This is a genomic window from Ruminococcus sporogenes, assembly GCF_054655175.1.
Genome location: NZ_BAAHOA010000005.1, coordinates 82287 through 96352 on the forward strand (window position 1 = coordinate 82287; position 14066 = coordinate 96352).

General features: G+C 34.1%; 10 protein-coding genes. 1 reads left to right on the top strand and 9 read right to left on the bottom strand.

Annotation, left to right across the window (positions count from 1 at the left end):
• Positions 1–480: 480 nt before the first annotated feature.
• The 9 genes from ACYQ0N_RS14505 to ACYQ0N_RS14545 all read right to left on the bottom strand — a co-directional run bounded on the left by ACYQ0N_RS14505 (position 481) and on the right by ACYQ0N_RS14545 (position 12963).
• Entirely contained in the window at positions 481–2346 is a 1866-nt protein-coding gene (locus ACYQ0N_RS14505) for a radical SAM protein (protein WP_177533205.1), read from the bottom strand.
• Positions 2343–3932, bottom strand: coding sequence for an ATP-binding protein (locus ACYQ0N_RS14510; protein WP_177533204.1), 1590 nt, complete (start codon positions 3930–3932; stop codon positions 2343–2345). Before ACYQ0N_RS14510 ends, ACYQ0N_RS14505 begins: the two co-directional genes overlap by 4 nt.
• An 11-nt stretch (positions 3933–3943) precedes the next feature.
• Positions 3944–5659, bottom strand: a complete 1716-nt coding sequence (locus ACYQ0N_RS14515; RefSeq protein WP_460163086.1) for an ATP-binding protein — start codon at positions 5657–5659, stop codon at positions 3944–3946.
• 270 nt (positions 5660–5929) lie between these two features.
• Positions 5930–7096 carry a hypothetical protein gene (locus tag ACYQ0N_RS14520; RefSeq protein WP_460163087.1) on the bottom strand — a complete coding sequence of 389 codons (1167 nt, stop codon included), beginning with the start codon at positions 7094–7096 and terminating at the stop codon, positions 5930–5932.
• 654 nt (positions 7097–7750) lie between these two features.
• On the bottom strand, positions 7751–9103 hold the full coding sequence (locus ACYQ0N_RS14525) for an ATP-binding protein (protein ID WP_460163088.1): 1353 nt from the start codon (positions 9101–9103) through the stop codon (positions 7751–7753).
• 321 nt (positions 9104–9424) lie between these two features.
• Positions 9425–10090, bottom strand: coding sequence for an ABC transporter ATP-binding protein (locus ACYQ0N_RS14530; protein WP_460163089.1), 666 nt, complete (start codon positions 10088–10090; stop codon positions 9425–9427).
• An 8-nt stretch (positions 10091–10098) separates the two neighbouring features.
• Positions 10099–11292 carry a hypothetical protein gene (locus ACYQ0N_RS14535; protein WP_460163090.1) on the bottom strand — a complete coding sequence of 398 codons (1194 nt, stop codon included), beginning with the start codon at positions 11290–11292 and terminating at the stop codon, positions 10099–10101.
• 5 nt (positions 11293–11297) lie between these two features.
• Positions 11298–12464: an FtsX-like permease family protein gene (locus tag ACYQ0N_RS14540; protein WP_460163091.1), complete on the bottom strand. Its 1167-nt coding sequence runs from the start codon at positions 12462–12464 to the stop codon at positions 11298–11300.
• 34 nt (positions 12465–12498) lie between these two features.
• Positions 12499–12963: a hypothetical protein gene (locus tag ACYQ0N_RS14545; protein WP_177533198.1), complete on the bottom strand. Its 465-nt coding sequence runs from the start codon at positions 12961–12963 to the stop codon at positions 12499–12501.
• A 629-nt stretch (positions 12964–13592) separates the two neighbouring features.
• Here ACYQ0N_RS14545 and ACYQ0N_RS14550 point away from each other — a divergent pair.
• On the top strand, positions 13593–14066 hold a 474-nt coding region (locus ACYQ0N_RS14550), incomplete at its 3' end, for a hypothetical protein (protein ID WP_460163092.1).

Here is a 14066-nt window from a genome sequence, read left to right on the forward strand (position 1 = left end):
GGTTATGCAATAAGATTTTACACGTTTTTTTATAGTTTTATGGGGTTGGGTTACACATAACATGGAATTTCATTATACGTATTTAAAATTGTTTTGCATAAAATATAAAAAAGCCACATCCATGTTTGCAAAAAACGATAGCCAAGTACGTCTTATTTTCTATGCAATTTATCCTCATTTATAAGTTAAATTATAATAATTAGGCAACTATCTTTTCAGCTAAAATATTTAATTGCTCATCGCCCTTTGCCAAATTTATAAATTCTTTTCTACTTACTTGCAAAAAATAAAACAAATATTGCGGTTGAACGCCTCTTAAATTGCAACTAGCACAATATTTAAACACAACACATCGCAAATAGTACTGTTTGGAAATTAGTTTATAAAATGTTTTAATCAATGCCTTTTCATTTATACTTTTAGGAATACAACAAAACAAAAGAACAAGCTGCACATAGGCGTACAACTTATTTACCCATTTCAACGTTTGATTTTATAGTATTCTAATACCTCTAAAACAGCTTTGTCGCTGCATTTATAATCGCCACATCCAAATTTATTTAATGCGATAATTTTCTTTGCTGTATTCTGCTTTTTAGGAGTTAACTTTTGAAATTTATCCCACCATTCATTTGCCAAATCACAATCCTCATCAGATCGGGATGTATATCGGTCTGATAACTTTGCACGAAGCTGTGAATCGTATTTGCGGCGATAGATTATAAATGTTTCTGGCATCCATAAAATTTTCCGAAACTCTTCAACATCACACCCGAATGCTTCTTCAAAAAATTCAATGCCTCTGCCGATTTTTCCTTTGGTAGAATTTAAAACAGCTTGTATTGAACGAATAAATTTTCTATTCCAATGCTTACCGATGTAATTTCTATTATCATAAAATTCCGGATCATCAATTGGGTGATATTTCATAGGAAATGAGTAAATTGTAACATTAAGTTCTTCACAAAGCATAACATTAATTTTCATTCGATAATATAATTCTTCCGGTTTATCCCTGAAATTGTACAGTAAATAATTTGACAGGTCTTTTATACCGTATTCAGCGGCTTTTCTTACGGCTGCAATATAGACATCTTTTTGCTCATAGTGGTCGAATGCTATACGAAGCGGTCGAATATTAATTTCGGATAGTTTTTTCATTTTTTCATCAGTAACTAATCGAGCATCAACGCCTTGATTAAAGTCAATATAACGTACTCGACTACCAAATTTAAAAAATTCATTATAATAGTTACGAGCAATCTCATCAAATTCAATAACAGCCTCTTTGGTTGCTGTTTCCGAAAAAAGTAATCCGAGTTGTTCACGTTTAAGGTAAAATTCACCGACTTCTTCATCTGACTTCTTATCGGAAATTTTATCTGCAATTTTATCATATAGTGACACAATTTTTTTTAAGTATGCTCTTAAATTGTATCCTTCTTCGATGTTCTTGATAGCTATCTCATAATCATTTGCAGGATGATATTTTGCTCCCTTACCGAATCCGCATTCTTTAATCTCATCGATAATAGCATCAAAGCAAGCAGAAGCAAAAACATTATTGTCCATCAAAAGTAAGTCTTTTCTTGCCCCGAAATGCTGATCAACATATTCAAGCTGCTGCTTGATACCGATATATTCTTTATAATTTGGCTCTAAACGAGATACCGCACAAAAAGCACATTTTCTGATACATCCACGAGTCATATATCCAAAATATGCATTATTGGCAGGATATTGATAGTCAATTTCTTCAAGAATGGAGTAATCTAATGGAAGTTCATCAATAATATCGGGATTTCCTTCGTCAATATCACCAGGTTTATCAAGTAATCCCTGATGCGGATGGACACCTGTGTCTAAGTACATTTGTTCCGGCAGAATAGACGATGCTATACCTCCTACTAATATTCTTCCGTCGGATTTGCAAAACTTTTTTGCCTGATTAATCGTAGTGACGGTCTGTTTCCAATAGAATGTAAATAAAGTGGTTACACCAATAATATCAAATATAGCATAATCACCACGAACAAATCTTTGGCGATATGTTTTGATTATATTCTCATATTTACTCTCACGAAAGCCTGAAATTTCATCAAGATATACATATTTGCCTGTTTTAATAAAATTAGTAAGTTTAGGGAAATATCGTCCTAATGATATATCATTGACCTCAGTATAAAACTCCTCACAAAGAATACGAGCTGCAAGCTGCTTTAAATCCCCTTTAAAGAAACGTACATCATCACCGCATCTTCTAAAATATGTTGCTATTTTCATTAAACCCATAGGCGGATATTTATTCTTGTAATTAGGTTCAATTAATAAAACTTTGCGGTTCATTTAAATTCTTCCTCTATCTTTTGAATAATATTTTCAGCAATAACTTCGTCAGTATTCTTTATTATAATACTGAAAATCTTACTAATAAGTTTGCGTTCTTGTTTGCTGCAACGAGAAAGTTTGTCTGTTCTGTGCATTGACTTCGCAGACTGAGTGTTGGTTTCAGCTTTTGGCGTTGTATTATGAATCTTAAATTCTGGCTCTTTTTTTTCGTCCCTTTCACGTTCTTTTTCAATTCTACCAAGTACACGAGTAAGAATTGAACCTGCATCCGTATTCTGAGAAGAATTTTTTAATTTGTCGATTTTTGCTTGTGCTTCTTTTGCTTTTTCTTCTGCTATCTTTAATGCTTCTGTCGCCTGTGTTATGTGCTCTTCATCAACATAATCGTTATTTTCGTTTTTTTCCTGATACTCAGTAACCTTCTTTTGAAAATCATCTATCTTTTTAAACGAACTGTTAGCATTTGAACATTCATAATAAACCTTTGTTAGTGCTTCTCTAAAATAACAGCGAATTTGACTTTCAAACCACACTCTTTTAGGGTTTTCATTAAAATAATCACGTTGCGAATTGGGAATAAGCTCTTTCGATACAGCAAATAATTCTCCAACGAAATAATGCTGTCCTCTGTCTTCCTTAAATAGCTTTTGTAAGGCATCTTCATTGCCTATCTGAATATTTTCTTTTCTAAGCCGCATTCCTCGCATTTGACAGTCTTTAGAGATAATAGCTTTAAACCTTGATAATCCAAACCAAAGCCACATTGCAAGATTTCCATTGTCATCGTAAAAATCCTTAAATTCAATAGCAAAGATTTCGTCATCACCCTTGCTTGTTTTAAAATGTGTAGAGTATTTTTTGAAAACATCCTCACCATTTAACTTAATATTATACTCATCTATCTTATATCCTATTTCTTTTGCATGACGATATATTTCAGTTGAAAACGAAAACGTATTCTTATATGGAACAGGAGAAGTAAATGATAAATAATCCTTTACTTCTTCAAATTTAAGTAATTCTGTATTTTCTTCGTTAATATCAATAAGTTTAACTTTAAACCAATGCTCATGTGTAACAGAAGAATCAGTTTTATATTCAAATGAAAATATTTGTTTTAACACTTCACTTGCAGTAAACTTTTCACCATTCACATTTCTACTTAAAAGTTCACGCATCATTTGTGCATCGCAATGCATCGTTGAAATGATATCCTCATCCTTGGCAGTGGAAGTAAAAATCAATTCTCTGCAATATGCAAGTCCGCACAATCTTCCGATACCTCTGAATCCTTTATCAGTACCTATTTTCTTACTTGAATCAGCAATATTGGCAAGAGTCTTTTCAAAATCAGCTTGCGGAATACCTGTTGCATTATCTTCGATAGATATTGTCCTTCTGCGTTCATCAAGCCATATTTCAATTTGACCTTCTTGTTTAGAAGAAAGAATACCATATTTTACGGCTTTATCTATTTGATCGCAAGCATTCTGTATATACTCACGATAACTTACTTTAGAGTCTTTATACATACCTGTTGTTAGATTTTCAAGTATATTTGCTCCGAAAACATATTCATACATAATTTTTCACCCTATTTCTTAAACTGTTTATATAAAGGCTTAGGAAACTTGATTTTCAGCAAGGAGCGGAAAATCGGGTTCTGTATCAAGTAATCACCCTGTTCTAATCGAGTAAGCATATTTTTGTATGTAGAAGGCAAACTTCCGTAATCTTTGGTAGCTGTTTCAATGGAGTTTGTACGTCCGTATGCGTGAGTTGAACAGTTGCCTGTTACACGTTGATGAATGTTGGAACGGAATTGCTCAGCTCCAAAAAGTACAACACCGAGAGAACGTCCACGCTCCGTCACATCAAGTATTTCTCTAAGTATAGGAGAAGATTTTGGAGTGTCCTTTGAAGCATATTTATTAAGTTCGTCAATAAAGATAATGATTCGAGATGGAGGATTTACGCCTGATTCACTATCATATTCTCCAAGCTTTAAGTTATAAATCGTTCTGACAGCATCACCAAAAACAAAAGCTTGTTTATCTTCTGGAAGTTTTGCTACGTCAATAACGCAAACATCATTTGAAGATATATGTTTTAATGCATCAGCAAGTCTACACTCACCATTTTGAATGTTAGGTCGATTAGCAAACATATCGTCATTTTTGATGGCTTTATTGATGATTCGCTTAAATTTACGCCAACTCAAAACAGATATTTCATTAGATGCACGTTGTTGACCTTTGCTCACTGGCTGAGAACGTTGTGAAAGCTCATCAACCAATCCTCTGAATTGCTCCCAAGTTTTAATTCCGGCAAAATCAGGGTCATTATCGTCAATAATTTTACTGATAATTGCCTCCATAGTCTGCTGTGGATCATCAACATCAGCAAACAACATTTCCAAACTTTCTTTATCTTCCTCGTATGAGTATTTAAATTTGTGAAGCTTTCCATCACTTATATAATCATCAACATCTTCCTTTGAAAGATATGTCGACCTTTTTTCCGTCATATTGCTGTAATATGGAATATAGTAATGCACCTGTTTAAAAGGCGCAGTTGATAACCCAAGCCGTTTATACTCTGTATAAACACGTTCTTTTTCTTTGTTACCATCTTCAGCAAAGTCATTTTCACAATCAATTGCCATTAAGTCCTTGCCTTTTACATTAAAGATAACAAAAGCAACACTGTCTTCGTTTTTTCTGTTATTATGTAGATATTGTTCCTGTATTGCTTTCATCAAAAACATAGCGTATGACGTTTTTGATGCTAAACCGGATATCCCGGAAATATTAAGGTGCGCACCTTCAGGACCTAAAATAAACTTTGAGTTTAAACATACAGGAAGCGTAACTTCATCTTCAGTTTCCTCATACATTTTTAACGAACCGCATACTAAAGGATTTTGAACTTTATCTAATCCCAATGCGGCTTTTATTTCGTTTTCGGCTGCAAGATATACAGGTGAACCGCTATGTACAGGTGTATATAGATTTTTATCATTAAAAGAAACAGTGACTTCAACATAGTTCATTCCTACTCTAAGCGTAGGAGCTTCAATTTCAACATTACCAAAATCACTTGATATAAAACTTGTTAAAAAACTCTGCGCATCAGTAATATGCGAAATATTTTCAATCACGCCATAAGAATATGAGCCATCAATATGACCTATTTTAACAATATCGAAAGCATGGAGTTTTAAGTTTGAATCAGTCCAAAATGTGAATTTATCCATTGTAGTAGGACATTTTTCAGTAGCAATCACTCTGCCAATTAACTTGTTAGCCATGTTTACCTCCTGTTACAATAAATATAATCGAATAAATCTATAGAGCAAGCCATGTTTTACTCACACTCAAGTTTTAGCTATAATAAAAACAGTGATTTGAATAACATAGTCTTCCTTGAAACAAAACGTCTGATTTTAGACTGTCATCCATTCTTCCATTACAGCGTTCAATTTTGTGGATTGAACCGCCATATCAATGCGTTCAACCGCTATTCTATTATCAAAAAAATTTAAACTTTTTTGTTTTGGAACTTACTTTAATATGCAGATCTAAAATAAATGTAAAAAACTCTCTGCACTCAAATATTGTGATTTTACATACGTTTCGGTAAGATAAACGGGATAGAGATGATTTGCCCAACGTAAATCCGAACCATAGCAAACAGGATTGCGTTCATTTAATATCAATGCACTTAGCATATCAACTAAATCGCTGTCTATTCCGTACTCACATTCTTCTTGTGTGACAAGCATTTTTTCTACTTTAACTATGCCATCAAAAGCCGTTCTGGTATGACTTTTATCTCTGAGCCTTATATACCATACAGCAAATTGAATATTTTCAAATAATTTAGGATTTTTATAGCAGGCTACGGGAGTTCGATGATAAAGTGGCAATTCAGCAATAAATCCGGGATTTGATTTACCGTTTATGTCCTTGCAGATTTCAGGATTAAAATTCTTTGAAACACCCAGAACATAGTTGTAATTATTCTTAAATATCTTACTTTTTCTTTCGTCATTCCAAATGTCTTTTGTAGGTCTATATTCAAGCGAGCCGTCTTTAATCAAATAATTACGCTGATTGAGCATACCTTTTTTTACAAGTTCTGCTACCATATCCTTTTCACATTGTATCATTCTATCTTGAATACAAGCGGTTCCTCTATCTTCAAATTTTTCAGAAGCATTTGTATTTGTTTTGTAAGGAATAATTTTAGCTATTTGTGTATTCATTTGTTTAAGTATGGGAATTTGGTTCAATTTTATAAGCATTGCTTCAAAAAATCCTGCTTTGCCATCTGCATTAGCTATATCGGGAACAGAAATCACAATTTCTCTCTTAAAGCATTCAGGTAATACAACTTTATTTATCCTTTTACAGCATCCTACGCCGACTTGACCTGCAATAATAGGATAAATAACGGTTCTACCTCCAGACATGGTATACGAATGATCGTCAACCTTGTAAACCCTACGAGAACCATCCAAGAAGTAAGTTAATAACTGGTCACTTCTTTTAGCTAAATCAATACTTTTACGTTCCAATGGCACATAAGTATTCTGAATTCTTGTTTCTGCTGTTCTTTCCCAAATAATTGTATCTTCACTGTAATCTATGTAAGGTCTTTCTGCGTGGTCAAGACTGTATTTATGTGCTTTATAGCTTTTACTTCCAGTATCCTTTGCCAAGACTTGCATTACTCTGTTTTCCAATATATAACCTCCATATTTTTACAACTATTTTATATTACAATTTTAACCCAATATCAATAACGAAAGTAAAAATTCTTGCTTTCTATTGAAAATGTCATTAGTAGGCGATTCCATTATCCAAAAACAAAAGCTATTACATCAACCAACATTGACAAAAATTACGATTCTGTAATATTTGATTTCTTCATTTCATTTAATAAAATCATTAATTATTTGAGAAAAACTATTGAAAGTTTTCCATTTTACCATACGTATTACAATATTCTGATTAAGAAAAATAAATCCAAAGAAAGTAGACATATTTCCCTCAAGTAGTTTTTATAGTTCTTTTTAAATACTACTATTTTAAATAAAGTTCTTCAATCTGATCTTATACATAATATATAGCTTTATATCAGCCATTTGTCTACCTCAGATAATAACATTGATAATGGTTTAATCATATCTTATCCATTAAATATTATATAACAAATCATGCCAAATTTCAACCTTAATTTAGTTAATTCTGCTCAAATAATTATAAAAACCATCTATACACACAATTCAAACAATTTTTCTAATAATGTCCTTAGTCATGGCAATGTTTTAATATATACTCTACAGAACATATCAGTAGATATCTTATCTTCTGATTTATCATGCACTTATTGTTTATCACAGCCCCATATTCTTCAGTTCTCCCGATCCATTTTTAAAGAACATAATATAATAAACCGGAATATAAGTTATCTTACCCTTTGTTGTAACAGTACGCTCATTGGACACAACAAAGGCTTTTTTGATATTGTAATCCTCGTTCTGAACAAAATTGTTCAGCGCGCTGTGGACGGTGTAATCCTTGCCCGATTTAACCTCAATGGGGACAGCGGAAAGGCTGTCGTAGTCGTCAATAAGATAGTCGACCTCGCCCTTGCTGCGGTTGTCATAATAGAACAGCTTATAGCCGTGCGCGATCAGCTCGCTTGCTACTACGCTTTCATAGACCGAGCCGAGATTGATACTTTTTTCATCATTCAGCACAGCGCGGATATTGTTCCCGTAAAGGATTCCGGTCAGTATTCCGACGTCGTTGAGATACAGCTTGAGCAGATTCTTTCCTGTAGATTCAATAAGCGGAAAAACAGGATTTGAAATCGCCTGAACATTAAGCGCGATTCCGGCGCTGATAAGATATTCAAACTCGTCCTCGTAGTCATTAAAGGTCTTTCCCTTTTTGTTCTCAATGCTCTGCGCCACGACACGTTTTTTCCTGTTCTCCATATTGGAGGGTATCAGGTCGTAAATACGGCGTATTTTAAGCTTTTTCTCCTCGTCGTACTTTGAAGCGTCCGCGGCGTAATAATCGTGAATTTCACTTTGGATCTCTCTGACCGACTGAATATTTTTCTCTTCAATATAGGAATTTACAGCGTCAGGAAGTCCTCCTACAAGCAGAAATTTGCGGAACAAATCCATCATTTTGCTGTGCATAGACTCGTCGAGAGCTTCAAGCCGTTCAAATTTTTTCTGTATAGCGGAAATTGCTATTTCGTTCATTCCATTGGCGTACAGAAACTCTTCAAAATCAAGAGGAAACATTCTCACCTTCCGGATACTTCCCATTGGAATTGAGGTTGTCTGCGACAGCGTAACACCCAGCAGCGAGCCGCTTGCAATATAATTGAACCTATTATCCTGAGACAAAAATTTAAGCAGAGTCAGCAGATGCGGATACGCCTGAATTTCATCAATAAAAATCAGCGTAGTTTCCTTTGATTTCATCTTATTGCCTGCAAGCATACTCACCTGAAGATAAAAATCTTCAACGGTTTTTGTTTCGGCAAACAGCCTGTCCCCCAAACTGTCCTCAACCATATTGATCTCTATAAAATTTTCAAAAAGCTTGTTTCCCACATAACGAATGATATATGTTTTGCCGACCTGTCTTGCTCCGTCAATGAGAAGTATTCTCTTTGACTCTGATTTCAAATGCGCTTCAATCAATGATTCTATTTTACGATATAGCATAACGCACCTCCATGCTGATTTTTCAATAATATTATAGCACATTAAAATCAACTTTTCAATATAAATTTGTCGATTGATTTATGATTTTTCAAACTGTTTTCACCCCAAGAACGCATACCTTGCAATGAAAACAGTTTACGAGAAATTCTCGCTCTCTTACCTTTGGAGGGCAATGGGATCGTTAAGGCGATTCAACTGAAACGTACAAATAATAGCAGCTCTCAAAAATTCATTTGAAAACTGCAAGCCAAATAATTAATGATTTTTTTGATTCCCCATAACAAAAACCAACCTGTCTGAACACAAACAGGTTGTATATTTTTAGCTGATAATTTCCCCGTCTGAAATCTCAATGATCCTATCGCACTGTTCTGCGATCTTCTGGTCATGAGTAACGATAATAACAGTTCTTCCTTGATCGTTAAGAGAAAGGAACAGCTCCATAATTTCCTTTGATGTCTTGCTGTCAAGCGCTCCCGTCGGCTCGTCTGCCAATATCATGCTCGGCTCGTTCACTATTGCACGTGCAATCGCCACTCGCTGTTTTTGTCCGCCGGATAGCTTGTTGCAGGGCTTTTTCGCAAGTTCTTCAATGCCAACAGATTTTAATGCGGCAAGAGCTTTTTCTTTTTTATTCTTTACTTTCTGCTTTGAGAAGTTCAGAGGGATCATCACATTTTCAAGCGCAGTAAAATCCTCTACAAGAGCGAAATCCTGCATTACCATACCTATTTTTTCATTGCGGATCTTTGCATACTGACGCTCGGAAAGGTTTTTCACAAGCGTTCCGTCTATTGAATACTCACCCTCCTGATAGTTGTCAATGCAGGCAAGTATATGCAGAAGTGTTGACTTTCCGGCTCCTGATTTACCGATAACCGCAACAAGCTCGCCGTCATCTATCTCGCATGAAACATCGTGCAGCGCTTCAAATTCGTTGGATTTCTTAGGATTGTAAATTTTTGTGATGTTGTTTAATTTTATCATGCTTTTCCTTACTCCTCTGTTATAAGTTCCTTAGGCGTCTGTTTGGAAATTATCCATAACGGCAGAATAACCGGCAGAATTATATTAATTAATAAAACGGGCAAACAGAACAGAAATTCATATTTTGTAAATTCAAGGCAGAAGTATTCAGCAATACCAGTTTTTGAAATCACAATATATGCAGCGGCAGCCAAAACAACTCCCACCAGCGATGTAATAACGGAGTTTATTAGGCTTATCAGTGAATTAGATCTCCATCTTGCTCCGCATATATATGTTATCAGAAACGTTTTCATATTGCATTTCGCAGCAATAGCGGACGATGCTACAGTGCATATTAAAGATATTATAAACACGCAGATACATATAGGAAGGATAAGCATAATATCCTCAGAAAGATATTCAATGCTTTTTTTATTAAGTTCGTCTGAAAGATTGAGAAAGCCGCCCATTTTGAACAGTTCCCCTTTGATTGCGTCGGCTTCTTCATCAGATAGCCCGTCCTTGTATTTTATAAATATAATTCCCTGAGGTGAAACTGAAATAGGAGTAAGCTCAATATCGTCGTGTCTTATAAAAATCATATTGCCTTCAATATTTCCGTATAGATCTCTGAAATCCTTCGCAAATTCATTTATAGATGAATTAGTAATAAACTTTGCTTTCTGAGCAGTTTTTCCTACAATTTTAAGCGGATAATAAATTTCGTCTATGTAGTCATATACTTCAATAGTATCGCCTACATTATACTTACTGGAATAGCTTACAACGGCGCTTATATAGTTTTTATCGCCTTTGATATCGGACAGCCATTTCCCTTCCTGCATCTGCGGTTTGTAAAGGTCATACATATTCTTATTGTAAACAACAAAACCAGGATGCGCCTCATCTTCATTTTCTGTATTAGGTATCATAAGAAAATCAGTGGTTTCCGTACTGTATATTTCTTCAATATTATCGCTTATATTTATTATATCATTATAGCTATAGTAATTTGAAAGATCATCAATATAAGATCCTGAAGCAAAAAGACACATACCTTCAGAAGAAAGAACCTTTCTCAAAGGCAGATAATATTCTATTTTAGACATAACAGATGACACGCTTAAAATTATCATTAAAAGTGTAACCGCGATTTGCAAAGCTATAAAAATATTTGTCAGCAGATTTCTTCTAAGCAGCTTGAGTGAATATTTTATCATTTCCGTCACCTCTCCTTTAACTGATCAACAGGTTTAGCTGAAAGCTGACGTACTATCATTATATTTGTAACCATATAAACTGCAAGCACATTTACCGCAAACATAACAGCAATATTCTTGGCGCTGTAAACAGCTTTGATATATATTAAGTAGTGCGATAACCCATGAATTAAAAACCCGAAATACAAAGCGTAGGCAATCGCCGCGCATATCAGGGAAATAATAATAATTTCTGCTATACAAATTCTTCTTGATTTTCCTTTGCTGCACCCATTCAGTCTTAATATAGCAATAGTTCTGCTTCGTTTTTGCAGAACATATTTATATAATAGCATAAGAGTAACGGCTGAAAGCAGCGCAAGCAAAACTGATACCGCCATTATTGAATTGTAAAATGGCAGTTTGTCTGATGATACGGTTTCTATTTTCGGTACATATGCATAATCTCCATATACCTCTTTACAGGCGTCAGCAATATCGTTATATGCTGATTTTGTTGCAAGGGCATTAAAGTCAAAGATTATACTTTCAATACCGTCTATATCGTCCGGAGAGTTAAAATAAGACATTCCGATATAATCATCCATAGTTTCTATTCCGCAAACCACATAATGCTTGTCTGCTATGATAACGTCAGATCCAATGTATTCCTGACTATAATCACATGGCAAGGTTATTTTATTGCTGCCCTGCATAAATTCCTCATATGTCAACGGAACTCCCGAGCTTACAGACGAGCTGCCGTACGGCGCTAAAGTTTTTTCATCTTTAAGATATTTTAATCTGAAAGCAACCGGTAAATGATCATATTCTTCGGCAAACTTAAGATCGGTATTATTAAAATACGGAAAATATTCAATCAACTCCAGTTCCTCAAGAGTTTTTTCATCAAGGAGATCAAGAAGCTTTTTTACAGAACCGTTATCAACGCTTCCGTCGCCTGTGCAATGTATACTTCCGTCATCATATCGGAATTGTTCTATTAAATTTCCAAAGCATATCTCAAAGGAGGTTTGTTCAATCGTTTGATTTTTAATAATTTTGAAGTTTTGAAAAGCTCCGAACGAAAACAGCAAAACAATAAATGATGTTATTTGACAAATTATAAACAAGCAAAAAAATAAAATATTATTCTGTACAAAGCTTTTTATATTCTTATATATGTATTTCATTTATCCTCCTTTGAAATAAAATAAAAATTAATTTTTATTTATACTGTTTTGCTGTGACTTTCATATACTTGCCAGACATAGGTTCAGCATCATTTGTATAAGCTATAGTAGCCTCAAGCTTATATTTATGGGTATTATTCGTACAAGCCCTTGGTCGTGTAATTTCAAATTTACCTGTAGTAATGTACTTTTGATATTCAGCTTGTTCAATGAATTTTTCCTTCTTTTTATCATAATAACCTATTCTAAGAATAACAGATAATTTCTTTTTACTCAAGTTTTCAACCCTGGCAATACTAGTTGTTTTTGTAGCCTTAAGAGCATACGTGGCATTATCACGAATTGGAATCTTATTTGTACCATTACAATTTGCCTTATAGCTTTTACCATAAGCCTCAGAACGAACAAAATCGGCTGTATAGGTATAATTGTTATATGTTTTGAAATTCTTTTCACTTGTAGCTGCGTTTACCCTTATGTTCATTGAAGCCATCATCATAACTGCAGCGCCAAACGCTGCCGCTTTTTTATAATTTTCACAAAACCTTCCATAATTATATTTTTTACTTTTTCACATTTTCTCTAACACATTGGTTTTACCTCCTGTATTTAATATAATTATAATATCATAAGTTTTAATAAAATACAATATCTTTTGCTTTGTTATTTATAATCAAATCAAGTATATTATCTTTGTACAATATAAACAAACGCAAAACTATGTAAAAATATGTTTAAAACGGTGCAACTGTTTATGCATTGAGTATATGCTGTTTTGAGATTAATGTGGTTTATTTGATGAGAAAAGCAAAATTTAATGCCAAAGTATCTGATGTCAACACTTTAGAAAGGATTACGTTGTAATTGTAAATTCAAAACAGAAATCTTATTCTTCAGCTAACACCAATAGCAAAATTAAACAAACAAAAGCATAATTTGTTATATAAATATCCAAAATTATAAAAATTATGTTGCATTATGCCATATAATGTTATATAATTTATATTACATTGTTAAATAATAGTTGGCGTTTACTTATTATTATCTAATGAAATAAATCATGATAAGGAGGGGCGGATTTTACAGTAAGTCAAAACAATCCAATATTTAGGGAAAGGAAGAAAAACAATGAAGAAGTTTAAAAAGCTTATGTCCATACTGCTTGCAGCGGTTATATCAATACCGTATTTTGCCAATATAGCGGTATCGGCAGAGGGAACGGAAAAGTACCCGTACATGATATTCGGACGGAACGGTATTACAATGAGCGCAAGCTCTAACCTGTGCATGAACGGTAATGTACATACCAATAAGGAAGCCGACATATCCTACTTAAACGGAAATATCAACGGTAAAATCACATCGGGCGCTGACATTGAAAAAAGAGTGAAGCACGTTTACGCCGACACTAAGATTCGTGAAACATATTTCACTGAAAACTGCGAGCTTTACGAGGACGGTTATGTTCGTGATGAAATGAACATACATATTAACAATCCTATTTACAGCTACAGAAACATTGAACTTGACGGAAACGTAGCCCTTAATTCCAGCATGGGAACGCTGATGGATATAAACGTGACGGGAGAGGTCAAGAATGCG

Coding starts and splice junctions, on each gene's coding strand:
- ACYQ0N_RS14515 (WP_460163086.1), bottom strand. CDS start 5,659: ATGGCTAACAAGTTAATTGGCAGAGTGATTGCTACTGAAAAATGTCCT.
- ACYQ0N_RS14540 (WP_460163091.1), bottom strand. CDS start 12,464: ATGAAATACATATATAAGAATATAAAAAGCTTTGTACAGAATAATATT.
- ACYQ0N_RS14545 (WP_177533198.1), bottom strand. CDS start 12,963: ATGATGATGGCTTCAATGAACATAAGGGTAAACGCAGCTACAAGTGAA.
- ACYQ0N_RS14505 (WP_177533205.1), bottom strand. CDS start 2,346: ATGAACCGCAAAGTTTTATTAATTGAACCTAATTACAAGAATAAATAT.
- ACYQ0N_RS14535 (WP_460163090.1), bottom strand. CDS start 11,292: ATGATAAAATATTCACTCAAGCTGCTTAGAAGAAATCTGCTGACAAAT.
- ACYQ0N_RS14510 (WP_177533204.1), bottom strand. CDS start 3,932: ATGTATGAATATGTTTTCGGAGCAAATATACTTGAAAATCTAACAACA.
- ACYQ0N_RS14530 (WP_460163089.1), bottom strand. CDS start 10,090: ATGATAAAATTAAACAACATCACAAAAATTTACAATCCTAAGAAATCC.
- ACYQ0N_RS14525 (WP_460163088.1), bottom strand. CDS start 9,103: ATGCTATATCGTAAAATAGAATCATTGATTGAAGCGCATTTGAAATCA.